Source organism: Acinetobacter indicus CIP 110367 (assembly GCF_000488255.1).
Taxonomy (GTDB): Bacteria; Pseudomonadota; Gammaproteobacteria; order Pseudomonadales; family Moraxellaceae; genus Acinetobacter; species Acinetobacter indicus.
Window position 1 is genome coordinate 599,431 of sequence record NZ_KI530754.1, and the last position, 17,926, is coordinate 617,356.

A 17,926-nucleotide genomic window follows, 5' to 3' on the forward strand; every position below is an offset into this window, starting at 1 on the left:
TGCCCTTACCACAAGATAACCGCGCCAGTAACCAGCAGGTTCACCAACGCTAATGGCAAGCAAATTTTCCAGCCAAAGTTCATTACCTGGTCATAACGTGGACGCATTAAAGAACCGCGTGCCAGAACGAACATCATTACAAAGAATGCTGTTTTGATAATGAACCAGAATGCTGGAGGTAAGAAATCAAGACCGAATGGCGCTAACCAGCCACCGAAGAATAACGTCACGATCAGCGCAGAGATCAGCACCACGTTGACGTATTCCGCAACGAAGAACATCCCCCATTTCATACCGCCGTATTCGACGTGATAACCTTCTGCCAATTCCTGTTCTGCTTCTGGTTGGTCAAACGGGTGACGGTGCGTTACCGCAACACCTGCAACCACGAAAATCAAGAAGCCCAAGAACTGAGGAATTACAAACCAGACGTCTTGCTGTGCTTCTACAATTTCACGCATGTTGAATGAGCCGGCAATTGCCACCACACCCATCAGGGAAATACCCAGGAACACTTCATAAGAAATGGTTTGCGCTGCAGAACGTAGACCACCCAGCAATGCATATTTGTTATTTGATGACCAGCCACCAAACAGAACCGCATAGACTGCAATACCCGCCATTGCCATAAAGAACAGCAGGCCGATGCTCATGTCTGCCACACCTAAATACGGTGATACAGGAATAACCATGAACGACAGTACCGCAGTTGCCATTGCAACTGCAGGTGCCATACGGAAAGTCAGCTTGTCAGCGAATTTTGGTGTCCAGTCTTCTTTGAACATGATTTTCAGCATGTCGGCGACAATCTGGAACATACCGCCCGGACCTACACGGTTCGGACCATAACGGTCTTGCCATAAACCGAGCAGACGACGCTCGATAAATGACATTAATGCTGCAACCAGTACCACAACCAGCAAGATCACAATCGCTTGAATGACTGAATAGGCAATTGGCCAGTTCTCAGCCCAAAGCGGTGTTTGACGCATTAATTCTTGTTCCATGAATTATACTCCTACCGCGACTGACACAGGCTCAGCAAGAGATACCGTCGGTGCTAGACCAATTGGGTAACCAATATAACCTGTAGGTAAATATTCAATCACTTGAACTGGAAGAACAATTGAAGTCTCGCCTGCTTTCACAGTGATCTTCTGACCATCTTTCAGGTTCAAACGGCTTGCATCCTGTTCACCCACGGCAAACATGGCTTCAGGAATACGTGATTCCATCGCTGGTGTTTTAATGGTGAATTCACCTGACGCAAAAATATGATGCATTGGCACCAAACGGAAGCTGTCCGGATTGGCCAATACAGGGCTTGGTGCTACGAAGCTACGTGCTGGACGTTTTGGTAAACGGTCGAATAAACGTACGCCTGAATCACCACCTTTTAAGTGACCGCCCACGTTGTCCTGGAATTTGTTCCAGGCCTGTGGCGAGTTCCAGCCTGCAGACCACGCAAATGGCACCAGTGCAGATGGCGTCTGATTACCGACATAACCTTCCATCGAGAAAGTTAATGCAGAATCGACATCGGTCGGCTGTTTTGGTTCGTGAATCGAAAGCGGTGCACGAATGGCAGTACGGCCTGAGTAACGACGTGGTTCACGTGCCACTTTCAGACCATGGACACGGAAGCCCGCATCTGGTGCAACGTCTAAAATACCTTCTAATGCCGGTACGTTTTTCGCTACAGACTCGATCACATCATCCAGCAAGGTCCATGAAATCGCTTTACCTTTCATGCCAGTTTCAAGGGCATGTAACCAGCGCCAAGATTCTTTAATCGCCAGTTCCGGCTTGTAGTAGCTTGGGTCATACACTTGATAGAAACGCTGTGCACGGCCTTCTTGCGATACCACAGTACCATCACCTTCAGCGAAGCTTGCTGCTGAAAGTACGATGTCTGCTTTCGCCACAGTCGCAGTTTCAGAGTGGTCCAGCACAATAATGTCTTTACCTGCAAGTGCAGCATCGACCTGAGCCGCTGGTAAACGACGGTAAAGGTCATTTTCCACCACAATCACAGTGTCATAGTCTTGTGCAAAGGCTTGCTCCAAGCTCTGACCACCAAAGATCGCCAAGCCCATTGAGTTCACTTCAGGAACAGTCAATGTTAAGCCTGCATTACCAAGGTTTTGAGCCACTTGAGCCGCAGCTTCCATGATGGCAGCGTCTTGTAAGCTTGTACCAGAGATGATTAAAGGCTTCTTCGCCGCTTTTAAGGTATCTGCGATGGTTTGCGCAAATGCTTTGGCATCGTCATCTAAACCGGTAATCACTTCGCCTTTTACGCCAGCTGCAATAGCAAAGCCTAAACGCGCGATGTCATTTGGAGATGCAACCACTTCACCAGTTGCTACATCTGCTAGACGGGTTTGTGTTGCAGCCAGAATGTAAATCGGAGATTTCGCATCTTGCGCAATACGTTGTACTGGCTCAGCCAGCCATTCTTGAGTACGACGCTCTGCCGCCATTTCTTTGGCTTTGTTTTTCGCCGCTTGACGAACAGATAAAGCCATACGTGGTGCAGTTTGTGTCAGGTCTTCACCCAGAATTAACACGGCGTCATAGCTTTCAATTTCACGCATACCCGGGTTGTAAACACCTTCGGTTTGCATGATTGATGCCGCCAGTTCCACCAGACTTTGCTCTTTTTGCGACATACCGGTTGAGTAGTTGTCCTGACCAACCAGTTCGCGCAGTGCAAAGTTCGATTCAAGTGATGCACGTGGCGAACCAATACCCAGCACTTTTTTGCCTTGAAGATTCTCAATCACGGTGTCTAATGCCTGATCGACAGACACAGTCGTGACATTTTGACCATCACGGAATTGTGGCTGACGCGGACGATCTTCACGGTTTACATAACCGGTACCGAAACGGCCTTTGTCACACAGGAAGTACTGGTTCACTTCACCGTTGAAACGGTTTTCTACACGACGCAGTTCACCATAACGCTCACCCGGAGAAATGTTACAGCCTGAAGAACAGCCTTGGCATACGCTTGGCGCATACTGCATGTCCCACTTACGGTTGTAGCGTGCAGAGTGAGTTTTGTCGGTGAATACACCTGTTGGGCAGACCTCAGTCAGGTTACCCGAGAATTCAGATTCTAAAGTCCCTGATTCTGGACGACCGAAGTACACACGTGATGCGTTGGCATATACGCCAAAGTCGGTACCACCAGCATAGTCTTTGTAGTAACGCACACAACGGTAACATGCGATACAGCGGTTCATCTCGTGCGCAATAAACGAACCCAGTTCCTGGTTGTAATGCGTACGCTTGGTGAAACGGTAACGACGACGGTCGTGTTGCGTCATTACAGTCATATCCTGTAAATGACAGTGACCACCTTCTTCACAGACCGGACAGTCGTGTGGGTGGTTGGTCATCAAGAATTCAACAACAGAAGCACGGAAATCTTTTGCTTCTTTGTCTTCAATCGAGATGTAGGTATTGTCAGCAGCAGGCGTCATACATGACATGACCAGACGACCACGCGTATCTTCAGGATTCGCGTATTGCGTCACAGCACATTGACGGCAAGAACCGACAGAACCTAAGGATGGATGCCAACAAAAATATGGGATGTCGATGCCAAGGCTTAAACAAGCTTGCAGCAAGTTTTCTGAGCCGTTGACTTCATACGATTTTCCATCGACATGAATTGTAGCCATAGTCGAATTCCTTAAGCTTGTTCTACGTTGCTGGTCTGAGCTGCGGCATTCACCACTTTCGCTTCAAACTCGCCACGGAAATATTTGAGTGCGCCCATTAACGGTTCCATCGCACCTGGTGCGTGTGCACAGAAAGTTTTACCAATCCAAAGCTTACGGGTCAGTTCCTGTAAGTGATCGATGTCTTCTTTCGTACCCGTACCATCTTCGAGTGCTTTCAGTGCTTTCACCGCCCACGGTAAACCATCACGGCAAGGTGTACACCAGCCACATGATTCACGCGCAAAGAATTCTTCTAAGTTACGGGTTGCTGAAACCATACATTGGGTTTCATCGACCACCATCAGCAGACAGGTACCTAAACGTGAACCCGCTTTCATGATGCTTTCTGCATCCATTGGCAGGTCAATGTGCTCAGCAGCCAAGAAGTCTGTTGATGCACCACCCGGTAACCATGCTTTCAGCTTCAGGCCGTCACGCATACCACCGGCATGTTCTTCAATCACTTCACGTGCAGTGGTACCAAAAGGCAGTTCCCAAAGACCCGGGAATTTCACCTTACCTGATGCACCGTAAATTTTCGTACCTGGATCTTTCGATTTACCCGCAGACAGGTTGATGTACCACTCAGGACCACGTAACAAAATAGCTGGCAAGTTGTTGTAGGTTTCTACGTTGTTGACAATCGTAGGACGACCCCACGCCCCTGCAACTTGCGGAAATGGCGGTTTGGTACGCGGATTGGCACGGCGACCTTCCAGCGAGTTAATCAGTGCAGTTTCTTCACCACAGATATAACGACCCGCGCCGGTGTGCACATACAGCTCGAAGTTCCAGCCAGAACCCAGGATGTTGTCACCCAGGTAACCTTTGGCACGAATCTGCTCAATTGCTTCATTTAAGTATTGTGCAGCTTCGATGTACTCGCCACGGATAAAGATATAGCCGTGAGTCGCTTCCAGTGTATAAGCCGCAATCAGCATACCTTCAATCAATTGATGTGGAAGTTTTTCCATCAACAAACGGTCTTTGAAAGTACCCGGTTCCATTTCGTCGGCATTACAGATCAGGTAACGTGGACCTGAATTGTCATTTGGCGCCATCAGCGACCATTTGATGCCTGCCGGGAAGCCTGCACCACCACGACCTTTAACGGTTGCAGCTTTCACCACATCCAGCACTTCAGCCGGTGTCATGCTAATGGCTTTTTTGAAGCCGGCATAACCATCAAGCGCTTCGTAATCATCTGCATTACGAACATGCTCTTGTTTACTCAAACGCCAAGTTAATGGATGAGTTTCTGGGTTACCGTCGCCATAAATTGGTTTTGGTTCGGTATTCATACATACTTCTCCAATAACTGTTTAATTGATGTCACTTCAACCAGACCGTGAGTATCTTCATCAATCATTAACGTTGGACCTTTGTCACAGTTGCCCAGACAGCAGATTGGCAGCAAAGTGAAACGACCATCTGCAGTCGTTTGACCAAACTGAATACCAAGCTCGCGCTGGAACGCTTCTGCCAAAGTTTCCGCCCCCATCAAGAAGCACGCGATAGAGTCACACAAAAGAATAACGTGACGACCTACCGGTTGACGGTAAATACGGTTATAGAACGTTGCTACCCCTTCTAAATCAGCAACACTGATTGAAAGCAGTTGAGCAATCGCATTGAGCTGTGCGTCATCAATCCAGCCATTACGGCGTTGTACACACTTCAGCGCATCCAGAGATGCTGCACGTGGGTACGGATAGTGACCAATGTGATGTTCGATTTCGTGGATTTCATCCGCAGTTAAAATCCCTTCAACATTCACACGTGGCTTTTTATCAGTCAAAATCATCATAATGCGTTTACCCCTTAGCGATCCACGTCAGCCATTACGACATCAATTGTCGCTAAATAAATAATCAAGTCAGAGACCAGACTGCCGTTAATCACCGAAGGAATTTGCTGTAAGTGCGTGAAGGTTGGTGTACGGATACGGGTACGATAACTCATGGTTGACTTGTCTGAAGTCAAGTAGTAGTTCGATGCCCCTTTCACCACTTCTGCCATTACAGATGCTTCACCTGCCGGCATGACAGGCCCCCAAGACACGCTCAAGAAGTGCGTAATCAGGGTTTCAATATCTTGTAATGTCTTGTCTTTTGGTGGTGGAACAGCCAGAGGATGATCCGCTTTATATGGACCAGATGGCATGTTATCCAAGCACTGCTTGATGATTTTTAAAGACTGTTCGATTTCGCGGTAGTGAACGATGACACGCGCATAGGCATCACCTTCGTACTCCACCGGCACTTCGAAGTCATAGTTTTCATAGCCGCTGTATGGACGGTATTTACGTACGTCAAAGTCGATACCTGTTGCACGTAAACCGGTACCTGTCACACCCCAGGCCAATGCAGATTTTGCATCGTACTGCGCTACATTGCGGGTACGGCCTTCAAACACCGAGTTTTTCAGCGCTGCAGTATGGTATTCCTTCAGACGTTTTGGCATCCACTCCAGAATCTCGCGGATCAGGTGCTGCCAGTTGTTTGGAAGGTCATGCGCGGTACCGCCAATACGGAACCAGGCTGGGTGCATACGGTAACCGGTGATCGCTTCAATCGCGTCATAAATCTTCTGACGGTCGGCGAACATATAGAATACTGGGGTCATACCGCCGGCATCCTGAATTGCTGTACCGATATAAAGCAAGTGGTTATTGATACGGAACAGTTCCGACATCATCACACGGATACATTGTGCACGCTCTGGCACCTGAATACCGGCCAGCTGCTCCACACCCATCACATACGGCATGTTTTGCGCACAACCACCGAGGTAGTCGACACGGTCGGTATACGGAATGAATGAGTGCCAGGTTTGACGCTCAGCCATTTTTTCCACACCACGGTGGTGGTAGCCGATGTCGGGTACACAGTCTTTTACTTCTTCACCATCCAGCTGCAAGATGACACGGAACGCACCGTGCGCAGATGGGTGGTTAGGACCTAAGTTCAGGAACATGAAGTCTTCGTCTTCGTTACCACGGGTCAGACCCCAGTCTTCCGGTACAAAACGTAAGTGTTCCTGTTCAAAATCCTGCTTGGCCTGGTTCTGCATATACGGGGTATATTCAGTGGCACGTGCAGAATATTCCTTGCGCAGCGGGTGACCTTCCCAATAGGTTGGCAGCAAGATACGACGGAGCATTGGATGCCCTTCGAAGTTAATGCCGAACATATCGTAAGCTTCACGCTCGTACCAGTTGGCATTTGGCCAGATATTGGTCGCAGTCGGAATATTCAGATCGTTCTCATTTAGCGCAACTTTGACACGGATATCGCTGTTACGTTCTAACGACAACAGGTGATAGAACACGGTAAAGTCAGATGCAGGCAATCCGTCGCGGTGCGTACGTAAACGCTCATCTACCGCAGACAGGTCAAACAGCATCACGTATGGACGTGACACTGTACGCAAGAACATCAAGACTTCTTGTACGCGTGCGCGCTCAACCCAGACCGTTGGAAAATCTTCAAAAGTCGTTTGCACATAGAAGTTCTCACCAAATTTGGTTTTGAGCTCTTCTACAATTGCAAATGCTGGGCGGGAATCAACTGCTGTTGATTCTGGCATAGCAATGTCAGTTTCAGCCATTGGCTTGGCTTCCTATTTAATACAAATTCAGTCAACCTAAACGACAACTACACCCATAACGGGTGCACCACGATTTTGTCGCTTAAATTATTTAATTTCATCCATAGAGCGCAGGTTTTTCACCGCAATACGCTGTGCTTGCTTACGGTCACGTTCTGGCATCATCTTTGGCTTATACACTGGCTTAAGATCATCACCAATCACCGCAGACAGCGGACGGCGCTCTAATTGAATTTGGTCTTGCAACAACATTAATGCCTGAATTAAGGCTTCAGGACGTGGTGGGCAACCTGGGATATACACATCGACAGGAATGATTTTATCCACACCTTGTACAACCGAATAAATATCGTACATACCGCCTGAGTTTGCACATGCACCCATTGAGATGACCCATTTTGGCTCAAGCATTTGCTCGTACAAACGCTGGATTACTGGGGCCATTTTCACGAAACAGGTACCGGCGACAATCATGAGGTCGGCCTGACGAGGTGAAGCACGAATAACCTCGGCACCAAAACGTGACAAGTCATGCACGCCGGTTAAAGTCGTTGCATACTCTACGTAGCAGCAAGATGTACCAAAGTTAAACGGCCAAACTGAGTTCTTACGCCCCCAGTTTACTGCTGTATGTGCCAAGTCTTCTAAACGAGTCATGAACACATTTTTATTCACTTCTTCTTCAAGCGGATCGGTAACGATCTGGCGCTCCTGAAGTGGATATTGATCAGCATCCGGATTCGCACGGGTTAAGGTATATTTCATCCCGAGTTACTCCTTATCAGATGATATAGCCTGTGATTTTTTCACATGACCAGCAGATTGAGCAGGAATTTGACCAGTAGGGTCGATTACCAGCTCTTCAATTGAGTTAAAGCGGGTAATTTCTGCAAGATCCATATTTGGTGAACCGATTTTAGGTTTAATCCCTGCAGCTTTACGCTTGTCAGATGGAGCCCAGTTCAGTGCACCAGTTGACAGTTCGTAAATCAAACCAACGAGTAAAACTAAAATAAATACAGCAGCAGTTGCAAAACCAACCCAGCCTACTTCACGAACAGAAGCTGCCCATGCGTAGAGATAGAGGGCTTCTAAGTCGAACACAACGAAGAAAATCGCAACTAAATAGAACTTGGCAGACAAGCGAATGCGTGCACCACCTGCACTCACAACACCTGACTCAAACTGCTCCTGCTTGGCACGGCCCCATGATTTACCCCCTAGGAGTAACGGGACAGTGAGCATAAAGACGCATAAAAATGTAACGCCGATCACGAAGGCAATAATTGCCCATTCGTATGGAGTAATGGCACTCATGCGGGGATAACTCCTGGCAGGCCTATTTATTAACAAAGAATGTATGTATTGGCCTTCAAATACACCAAACACAAAATTAATCCCGCCAATTGTACCTGATTTATGATTTCACTTGCTAGCTTATAAGCCTTAGTCTTTCGGATGATTTTTCCGCGAAACAAATGCCAGAGCACCATTCTGTTGGCCCCTACAGGCCATAATCGCTTTACTAAATCAAGATGTGTTTATTTATTAATTTTTCCAAAATTTTGCGTGAGTCGCTGTTATTGATCACTAAATTTGCAATGGCCAATCCTGCCAGCCGTATTCGGCTTCATTTACACCGAATTAAAATGATGATCTTATTCTGCGCCTGAATGCCGGCGTGATTTGTATATTTTTGCAATTTAAAGCGCTTAAGGCTTCATCAATCTGAAGGCTTATGGTATTCCTAAGAAGAACTATAAATTTCAATAATAAGGAGTACATACATGAGCTTAAGATTTACCCATCATCCTGAGTACTTTCTCTTTGCCCAGCTAATTATGCGTCATATTGAAAATTATATTGAGAAACATCCAGACGCAAACAATGCCATTTTCGATTTACGAGATATTTACGAGCTGTTCCGTCAGGACAAAGCTTCAGCCAGCATTAACCTCGATGGTATTTTAAATATTGCCGATGAATACACGGTGGATACCCTGGACGGTGACCAGAAACTGATTAGCCGCTACAGTATTGATGCCAAAGACAATAAGCTGCTGTTTGACTTTAATCAAGCTGCGCTAGAAGGCCTTAAGAAAGGCAAAGCCCTGATTGCTCCGGATGCCAAAATCCAGGAATAAAACAAAAAAGCGTGTTTTGACAACACGCTTTTTTAATTAACTTTTACGTTGCCACAAAAATTGTGAAATGGCTCTTAATGCGGCGGCATCTTCAGCAAAATAGTCTAGCGCCTGCAAAGCCTGATCATGCAAATCTGTGGCATAAGCCTGTGCCTGCTCCAGCCCCATCAATGCCGGATAGGTCGATTTCTCCACCTGTTCATCCTTCCCGGCAGTTTTGCCTAACACTTCAGTATCAGAAATAATATCCAGAATATCATCCTGGACCTGGAAGGCCAGACCAATCACCTGCCCATATTCGCGCAGTTGTGGAATCGCGCGATCGGTACCCTCAAAAATCGCTACCGCGGCCATCATAATCGCCGCAGAAATTAAAGCACCGGTTTTATTGCGATGAATCGTTTCTAACGCAGCCTGATCAACCTGTTTGCCTTCGGCCTGTAAATCCAGCACCTGTCCGCACACCATCTTGGAAGACGCGGTCGCCAGAATCTGCATCTGCTTTAGCACAATTGCCGCATCTACTGCCGCCCCCTGATCATACAGACGGCTGCCCAATACCTCAAAGGCCATTGACTGCAAAATATCACCCGCCAACAGTGCCGTATCTTCACCAAAAGCAGCATGACAGGTCGGCTGGCCACGGCGCAGCAAATCATTGTCCATACAAGGCAAATCATCATGCGCCAGCGAATAGCAGTGAATCAGCTCAATCGCCACCGCCGCACGGCGCACTGCCGCCATATTGGTATTCGGTTTTAAGGCTGCTGTGGCATAACACAAGGCCGGACGCACGCGTTTTCCACCCAGCATCACCGCATGATAGACCGCCCCTTTTAAAGGCTCAGGAATGGCAAAAGCGTCTAAGGCCGTCAATAAATCTTGTTGGATACGTTGTTGCGCTTCAGTCAACACGGTTACAGGGACGTCAGTGAGAGATGACACATTTGCCTCGAATTGGTTGTTCTATAAGATTGTTAGCCGTCACTGGCCAACCCCCTGTCCGCATTGTACCTCTAATTTAAGTTTTTTTAAGCCTTAACTACAGACAAGCGGATATTTCAATTTTTCAGCTTTCAATCTCAACCCATAAAAAAACGCCCCTATTGAACATAGAGGCGAATTCATTAATTCAGGCAAGATAAAGTCAGCGTTATTCCAGCACCTCGGCCGGTACACGTACCCAGCCTTCCATCAGCACCCGCGCACTACGGCTCATCACCGCTTTTTTCACCTGCCACTGACCGTTTTCCTGTACCGCTTGCGCGCCGACGCGTAAAGTCCCGGAAGGATGGCCAAAACGCACCGCTTCACGCTCGCCACCACCAGCAGCCAGATTCACCAAGGTCCCCGGCACGGCAGCAGCTGTCCCAATGGCCACCGCAGCAGTGCCCATCATGGCATGATGCAGTTTACCCATCGACAAGGCACGCACCAGCAAATCGACATCTTCAGCCTGAATATTTTTACCACTTGATGCAGTATAGTTCTGTGGACGCGCGACAAAAGCAATTTTTGGAGTATGCTGACGTTTTGCTGCTTCCGCTACATCATCAATTAGCCCCATCTGCTTGGCACCATAAGCCCGGATTTTTTCAAAACGCGCCAGCGCCTCCGGATTACTATTAATGTCATCCTGCAATTCGGTACCGCTATAGCCAATTTCATCGGCATTTAAAAAGATGGTCGGAATACCAGCATTAATAAAGGTCGCCTGAAAAGTACCAACATCCGGCACCACAAAGGTGTCCACCACATTGCCGGTCGGAAACATGGCCCCGCCCTCTTCGTCATCATCGGCCGGATCTAAAAATTCAATTTGTACTTCTGCTGCCGGAAAAGTCACACCATCCAGCTCAAAATCACCGGTTTCTTGCACCTGACCATCGGTGATTGGCACATGCGCGATAATGGTTTTCTGAATATTTTTCTGCCAGATGCGTACGGTACACAGACCGTTTTCTGGAATTTTATCGGCATCCACCAAGCCCTGACTGATGGCAAAGGCACCCACCGCAGCAGTCAGGTTGCCACAGTTACCGCTCCAGTCCACAAAAGACTGATCAATTGCCACCTGACCAAATAGATAATCGACATCATGCTCCGGCTGGCTGCTTTTGGCCAGAATCACGGTTTTACTGGTACTGGAAGTGGCGCCGCCCATGCCATCAATCTGCTTGCCATAAGGGTCCGGGCTGCCAATGACCCGTAGCAGTAGCTGATCACGAATTTTTCCAGGCACTTGCGCTTCGACTGGTAAGTCATCTAATTTGAAAAAGACACCTTTACTAGTACCGCCACGCATATAGGTGGCTGCAATTTTAATTTGTGGAGCGCAGCGCATTCTTATCTAATCCTTTGATTTTTCGTTGTATTACATAATCCAAAGCAAGGTTTTTGCTTGCTTTAAATGATAACGTCTTTTGCTTAAAAAATCAGGTGAACTGGACTTAAGTATAAAATTTACCCAAATCTTTGGCTGCAGACTTGAAATTTTCAAGCCTAAAAAAATATAGCCAATAAAATTAATATCTTGATTCAATTATTGTTTCAAAAAAATGACCATTTTTCGATTTTATGAGCTGTTCTGAAGCGACTGGTGATCTACTAGGCTAATTTGCAACTATCTATTACAATCGCGCCACTTATTATACATTGTCGGGCTGAACACTTTGAACAACGAGTCTTCTCAACTTCAGCGTGGCTTAAAGAACCGTCATATCCAACTCATCGCCATGGGCGGCGCGATTGGTACTGGCTTATTCTTAGGTTCCGCTCAAGTCATCCAATCCGCAGGTCCCTCTATTATTTTAGGCTATGCGATTGGGGGTTTGATTGCATTTTTAATTATGCGCCAACTGGGCGAAATGATTGTTCATGAACCGGTTGCAGGTTCTTTCAGCCATTTTGCTTATCGCTATTGGGGGAAATTCCCTGGCTTCCTGGCCGGCTGGAATTACTGGATTTTATATATTCTGGTCGCCATGACCGAACTCACCGCTGTCGCCAAATATATTAACTACTGGTGGCCGCATATTCCGGCCTGGTCCTCGGTCCTGTTTTTCTTTATTGTCATTACCCTGATCAACCTCGGCAATGTAAAATTTTATGGGGAATCAGAATTCTGGCTGGCAATTATTAAAGTGGCCGCAGTAGTATCGATGATCATTTTTGGTCTGTACCTCCTGTTGACCGCAGATGCCAACTCGACTGCTTCATTTAGCAACCTCTGGAGCCATGGCGGATTCTTCCCGCACGGCTTTGAAGGCTTATTCTTCATGCTGGCCTTCCTGATGTTTGCCTTTGGCGGGATCGAGCTAATTGGTATGGCAGCAGCAGAAGCGCAGGATCCGAAAAAGACCATTCCCAAAGCCATCAATCAGGTGGTGTTCCGTATCCTGATTTTCTATGTTGGTTCATTGACGATTTTACTGTCGTTAGTGCCATGGAATCAGCTGGAACTGGGCGGTCTGGATAAAAGCCCATTCGTGATGATCTTTAGCCAGTTAGGCATTGGCTGGGCGGCACATCTGCTGAACTTTATTATTTTAACGGCGGCGCTGTCGGTTTATAACAGTGGTATGTATGCCAATAGCCGGATGCTGTTCGGTCTGGCCCAACAAGGCAATGCGCCAAAAGTATTCCTGAAAGTGAACAAGCAAGGCGTGCCAATTCCTGCGGTGCTGTTCTCTGCCCTGCTGATTTTTGGCTGTGTATTGTTGAACTACTTTGTACCGGAAGATGCTTTAAGCCACCTGATTTATATTGTGGTCGGTGCCTTGGTACTGAACTGGGCCATGATTACCCTGACCCACCTGAAGTTTATTCAGGCCATGAAAAACTCAGGTCAAACCACCTCTTTCCCTGCACTGTGGTCACCTGTGGGTAACGTGATTGTGCTGCTGTTTATTGCCACCATCCTGTACATTATGTGGACCCAAGGCTTTAGCGAATCGGTGTATATGATTCCGGTCTGGATTGTGCTGATGTGGGGTCTGTTTAAATTGCTAAAACAAAAAAACAGCTAAGTTATTTTTACTGACAAAAGAAAAAGTTATTACTTCGGTAATAACTTTTTTTTCAGCTTTTTTTCAGCTAAATTAAGGGCGTTTTGTGCCCTTAGCTTAACTGGATAGAGCAGTTGCCTCCTAAGCGACCGGCGTGGGTTCGAGTCCCGCAGGGCACACCATCGTATCTATAAAAAAGGAAGGCGCATCTCCTTCCTTTTTTATCTTCAGCACTTCACCGAGATGAAGCAACTCGCGTAGCTGCCTTGGCGAATTCCCCCCACCATTTTAAATCGGCTGTAACTGTGCGCTTAAATGTGCTGCCATCTCTCTTAAATACTGGATTTTTGGATGCTGCATATCCAGCGGCAAATCCGAAGCAGTGCCCAACACCGAAATCGCATATTCAATTTCATGGTGCTGATTTAATACCGGCACACAAATCGCATGAATTCCGGCCAGCAAATCGCCTGCGACCGTGGCCACACCTTCACTTAGAATCTGCTGTTTTAAAGTTAAAAATTCATCCCAGTTCTGCGGATAGACCACTTTCTGCTGTGCCTGATGCTGCTGCCATTCTTTTTCCAGCAAAGGTCGCACCAATGCTTCCGGCATAAACGCAGCATAAGCCCGGCCGGTGGCCGAATTCAGCATCGGCATGATCGAACCGACACGGGTAATTACCGAAACTGGCTGATTCGGCTCCAGCCACTGTACAATCAGTGGGCCTTGCGTCGTCCATTTGCTAATCTGCAATCCACAATCCAAATGCCGGTGCAGTTCATTAATCTGTGCCTGTGCCGCCTGCAGACTGTCACTGCGCTGGATACAGCTCAGACCAAAACGATAAGCCTGATCGCCCAGTGCATAACGACCATCTTCCAGCTGCTTGGCATAATTCATACGTACCAGACTGACCATATAACGGTGCACCTTGGCCGGATGCATGGCCAGTTTTTCAGATAAATCTTTGAGCATGACCGGATGACGATAGGTCATCAGCGCATCCAGCACGGTTAAACCCACCTCTAAAGATTGCACGCCCACCTGATTCTTTTCTGACATAAGAATTTTACTCTCCTGTAAACACCGAGCATTTTAGCGTGCTGTTCTGATTTTTGACATCCTCACCCACCTGAAAGGAGGGAGATTCCTACTGCTAGACGCTTATGCCCAAGCGCAAGTATGTTCTTGGCGGAGTTTAAATCGCGTTGATTTACACTTCCGCATTCACATTCCCATACTCTTATTCGCAAATCTGCTCTATCTTTCGGACTGCTTGCGGTGATTGCACCGCAGCTCGAACAGGTTTGGGTTGTGAATCTCTCGTTGACTTCCTCAAACATGACCCCTGCGTTCTCGCATTTATACTTGAGCATGGTTGTGAGTGCTGAAAATCCTGTATCTAAAACAGATTTCGCCATTTTAGTTTTTACAAGTTTGTTCGCACTTAGATCACCAACGACAATCAGTGCATTGTCTTTCACCAGCTGGGTGCTAGCCTTGTGCAAATGGTCTTTACGACAGTTTGCAATCTTGGCGTGTAATGCACGGACACGCTTTTTATTTCTCGCTCTCTGAGCAATCCCTAATTTCTGTTCATATTGATGGTAGAACTTGGGATTGGAAATGATCGTACCATCTGAACAAGTAGCAATATCTTTTAAGCCTAGATCAATACCCACGGCTTTTGTGGCGGTAGGTTTGTCTTGTTTGGGTGAATCAACCACTAAGCAGACATACCAACGTCCACGACTATCCTCTACAAATGAGCCTGTTTTAATGCTGTATTTCGATAGTCCGTAACTATCCCATAGCTTGAATTGATGCTTGCCATACTGAACGTATCCATCGGCGTATTTAATAGCGACCTTTTTAAAGGGTATCCAACCTAGTGATCTTCTTGCTGATTTCTTATTACTGACACGCCATGTCAATTTTGATTTTTTGAACTGTTTTCTGCGAGTGACCAATTCTTCTGTTACAGCCTGAATGGTTTGGCTATGAAGATTACATTCCTTTGATGCGCCTTTCGTGTATTTAGCAATATCGTATGCTGAAAAGAATTGTTGTTTGCGCTGTAGGTGTTTGAAACACAAATCATTGACATAGTTCCAGACAAAATTAACTTCAGATGCCAATTGGTCTAGCACCTTACAATGTTTGTCTTTTATACGTAATTTAAGTGTTTTCATGGGCTTATATTAGCTCATATTAGGCTTGAAATATTGTTTTTTAGCAATTAAACGACATTTCATGTCGTGTCGCTTATATCTCTGACCTGAAAGACAGAGGTTTACGCTTCATTTGATAAATGCATCTCTGCAGAATTCTTTTATTTACATTTTTACGATATTCGTAATTTAATTAACTATTGTGTAATTAATAAAAATGAGTATGATGAGATTTATGACAAAAATCAAGTGATCCAGATCACTCCCCCAGATCGAAAACACTGGACCGTTTTCATCGAGATATGCAGGAACCCCATATGACTCAGCAAGCATTTGTAGACGTTGCAGCACATTCAGATTTCCCGATTCAGAACCTGCCGTATGGCGTATTTAGCGAAAGCCCAACGGGCCATCGCCGTATTGGGGTAGCCTTAGGTGAATGGGTGGTGGATTTGGCTGTGCTGGAAGCGAACGGTTTTCTCAGCATTCAGGCCGGCGAAAGTTATTTTAATCAGCCAACCCTGAATAAATTTATTGAATCAGGTCAACACAACTGGCGCAAAATCCGTCAGGAATTACAAAGCCTGTTGTCTGCTGACAACCCGACATTACGTGACAATGACAGTTTACGTGCGCAGGCTTTCTTCGCTCAGGCAGAAGTGCATATGCATCTGCCGGTACATATTCCGGGCTATACCGATTTCTATTCCTCTAAAGAACATGCCACCAATGTTGGCTGCATGTTCCGTGATCCGAAGAATGCCCTGCTACCAAACTGGTCAGAATTACCGGTCGGTTATAACGGCCGCGCCAGTTCTGTGGTGGTGAGTGGTACACCGGTGGTACGTCCATCCGGCCAGATCAAGTTACCGAATGCCGAACGTCCAATTTTCTCGGCTTGCCGTAAACTCGATTTTGAACTGGAAACCGGCTTTATTGTTGGCAAACCCAACAAACTGGGTGAACCCATCTCGATTGAGAATGCTTGGGAGCATATTTTTGGCATGGTGCTGTTCAATGACTGGTCAGCACGTGATATCCAGCAATGGGAATATGTGCCTTTAGGGCCGTTTAATGCCAAGACCTTTGCTTCATCCATTTCACCATGGATTGTGACCATGGAGGCGCTGGAACCGTTTAAAACCCGTACCCCGGTGCAAGAGCCACGTCCCCTGGCCTATTTACGTGAAGAACAGGTCGATAACAGCTATGACATCCATTTGTCGGTTGAGCTCAAAGCCGCACAATCGGAACAGAGCGATGTGATCTGCCAGACCAACTTTAAATATATGTACTGGTCGATGGCACAGCAACTGACCCATCACACTGTTTCAGGCTGTAATGTTCAGGTTGGCGATTTAATGGGTTCCGGCACCATTTCTGGTCCAACGCCGGATTCTTATGGCTCCTTGCTGGAACTGACCTGGAACACCAGCAAACCGTTAACTTTGGCCAACGGTCAACAGCGTGGTTTCCTAGAAGATGGCGACACGCTGATCATGAAAGGTTACTGTGAAAAAGATGGCCTGCGTATTGGCTTTGGTGAAGTCAGCGGCACTGTCTTGCCTGCAGTGCAATTTAACTTTGCCACAGATGAAGTGCAGGATGCTGCCCATGAAACTGTATAGTTATTTTCGCAGTTCAGCTGCTTACCGGGTGCGGATTGCGCTGAACTTGAAGGGATTAAAAGCTGAGATTATTCCGGTACATTTGCTAAACAATGGCGGTGAACAGCATCAGCCTGCCTATCGTCAAATCAACCCAAGCGGCCTGATTCCGGCTTGGGTGGAGGATGATTTTCAGCTGAGCCAGTCGCTGAGCATTCTGGAATATCTGCAAGAAAAATATCCGCAGCCAGCCCTGTTACCGGCCGATCTACAGCAACGCGCCAAAATCCGCGCCTTTTGCCAGAGCATTGCCTGCGATATTCATCCGATTAATAACCTGCGCGTGCTGCAATATTTAAGCGGAACGCTACAACTCAGCGATGAACAGAAAACGGCATGGTATCAGCATTGGGTGACTTTGGGCTTTCAGAGTCTGGAAGCACAATTGACCGATTCCAATGGCCGTTTCTGTTTTGGCGATCAGCCCACTTTTGCAGACTGCTGCCTGATTCCACAGGTCTATAACGCCCAGCGCTTTCATGTCAATTTAACCGACTTCCCAAAAATTGCCGCGATTTATAGCCATTGTCTCACCCTGCCTGCATTTCAACAGGCCGCACCCGAAGCACAGGCAGATGCCGCCTAAGATTCATC

15 protein-coding genes and 1 tRNA gene are annotated in these 17,926 nt (G+C 46.9%); 5 read left to right on the plus strand and 11 right to left on the minus strand.

Annotated elements, in window-relative coordinates; translation table 11 throughout:
* Nucleotides 1–5: 5 nt before the first annotated feature.
* The 7 genes from nuoH to ndhC all read right to left on the minus strand — a co-directional run bounded on the left by nuoH (nt 6) and on the right by ndhC (nt 8,657).
* The gene (gene nuoH, locus P253_RS07605; RefSeq protein WP_005179637.1) at nt 6–1,007 is read right to left on the minus strand and encodes an NADH-quinone oxidoreductase subunit NuoH; all 1,002 of its coding nucleotides are present in this window, start codon (nt 1,005–1,007) and stop codon (nt 6–8) included.
* Between the two features lie 3 nt (nt 1,008–1,010).
* A complete protein-coding gene (gene nuoG / locus P253_RS07610) occupies nt 1,011–3,689 on the minus strand; it encodes an NADH-quinone oxidoreductase subunit NuoG (protein WP_005179641.1) in 2,679 nt (892 codons plus the stop codon).
* An 11-nt stretch (nt 3,690–3,700) separates the two neighbouring features.
* Nucleotides 3,701–5,032: an NADH-quinone oxidoreductase subunit NuoF gene (gene nuoF / locus P253_RS07615; RefSeq protein WP_005179643.1), complete on the minus strand. Its 1,332-nt coding sequence runs from the start codon at nt 5,030–5,032 to the stop codon at nt 3,701–3,703.
* A complete protein-coding gene (gene nuoE, locus P253_RS07620; protein ID WP_005179645.1) occupies nt 5,029–5,538 on the minus strand; it encodes an NADH-quinone oxidoreductase subunit NuoE in 510 nt (169 codons plus the stop codon). Before nuoE ends, nuoF begins: the two co-directional genes overlap by 4 nt.
* A 14-nt stretch (nt 5,539–5,552) precedes the next feature.
* Nucleotides 5,553–7,340, minus strand: coding sequence for an NADH-quinone oxidoreductase subunit C/D (nuoC, locus tag P253_RS07625; protein WP_005179647.1), 1,788 nt, complete (start codon nt 7,338–7,340; stop codon nt 5,553–5,555).
* Nucleotides 7,341–7,427: 87 nt separating this feature from the next.
* The gene (locus P253_RS07630; protein ID WP_005179652.1) at nt 7,428–8,105 is read right to left on the minus strand and encodes a NuoB/complex I 20 kDa subunit family protein; all 678 of its coding nucleotides are present in this window, start codon (nt 8,103–8,105) and stop codon (nt 7,428–7,430) included.
* A 6-nt stretch (nt 8,106–8,111) separates the two neighbouring features.
* Nucleotides 8,112–8,657: an NADH-quinone oxidoreductase subunit A gene (gene ndhC / locus P253_RS07635; RefSeq protein WP_005179655.1), complete on the minus strand. Its 546-nt coding sequence runs from the start codon at nt 8,655–8,657 to the stop codon at nt 8,112–8,114.
* 470 nt (nt 8,658–9,127) lie between these two features.
* Here ndhC and P253_RS07640 point away from each other — a divergent pair, with 470 nt between their 5' ends.
* The gene (locus P253_RS07640) at nt 9,128–9,484 is read left to right on the plus strand and encodes a hypothetical protein (protein WP_016659368.1); all 357 of its coding nucleotides are present in this window, start codon (nt 9,128–9,130) and stop codon (nt 9,482–9,484) included.
* 36 nt (nt 9,485–9,520) lie between these two features.
* Here the strand turns inward: P253_RS07640 and P253_RS07645 are convergent, their stop codons facing one another.
* The gene (locus P253_RS07645) at nt 9,521–10,429 is read right to left on the minus strand and encodes a farnesyl diphosphate synthase (protein WP_016659369.1); all 909 of its coding nucleotides are present in this window, start codon (nt 10,427–10,429) and stop codon (nt 9,521–9,523) included.
* A gap of 208 nt (nt 10,430–10,637) precedes the next feature.
* A complete protein-coding gene (gene prpF, locus P253_RS07650) occupies nt 10,638–11,828 on the minus strand; it encodes a 2-methylaconitate cis-trans isomerase PrpF (RefSeq protein ID WP_016659370.1) in 1,191 nt (396 codons plus the stop codon).
* 328 nt (nt 11,829–12,156) lie between these two features.
* On the opposite strand from prpF, the gene P253_RS07655 reads away from it, so the two are divergent.
* On the plus strand, nt 12,157–13,512 hold the full coding sequence (locus tag P253_RS07655; protein WP_034597873.1) for an amino acid permease: 1,356 nt from the start codon (nt 12,157–12,159) through the stop codon (nt 13,510–13,512).
* Nucleotides 13,513–13,597: 85 nt separating this feature from the next.
* Nucleotides 13,598–13,673 (plus strand) — tRNA-Arg (locus P253_RS07660).
* 106 nt (nt 13,674–13,779) lie between these two features.
* On the opposite strand, the gene P253_RS07665 is transcribed toward P253_RS07660, so the two are convergent.
* On the minus strand, nt 13,780–14,556 hold the full coding sequence (locus tag P253_RS07665; protein WP_016659371.1) for an IclR family transcriptional regulator: 777 nt from the start codon (nt 14,554–14,556) through the stop codon (nt 13,780–13,782).
* Nucleotides 14,557–14,618: 62 nt separating this feature from the next.
* Nucleotides 14,619–15,686: an RNA-guided endonuclease InsQ/TnpB family protein gene (locus tag P253_RS07670; RefSeq protein WP_016659372.1), complete on the minus strand. Its 1,068-nt coding sequence runs from the start codon at nt 15,684–15,686 to the stop codon at nt 14,619–14,621.
* 296 nt (nt 15,687–15,982) lie between these two features.
* Here P253_RS07670 and fahA point away from each other — a divergent pair, with 296 nt between their 5' ends.
* Nucleotides 15,983–17,293, plus strand: a complete 1,311-nt coding sequence (fahA, locus tag P253_RS07675) for a fumarylacetoacetase (protein ID WP_016659373.1) — start codon at nt 15,983–15,985, stop codon at nt 17,291–17,293.
* On the plus strand, nt 17,280–17,918 hold the full coding sequence (maiA, locus tag P253_RS07680) for a maleylacetoacetate isomerase (protein WP_016659374.1): 639 nt from the start codon (nt 17,280–17,282) through the stop codon (nt 17,916–17,918). Before fahA ends, maiA begins: the two co-directional genes overlap by 14 nt.
* Nucleotides 17,919–17,926 lie beyond the last annotated feature (8 nt).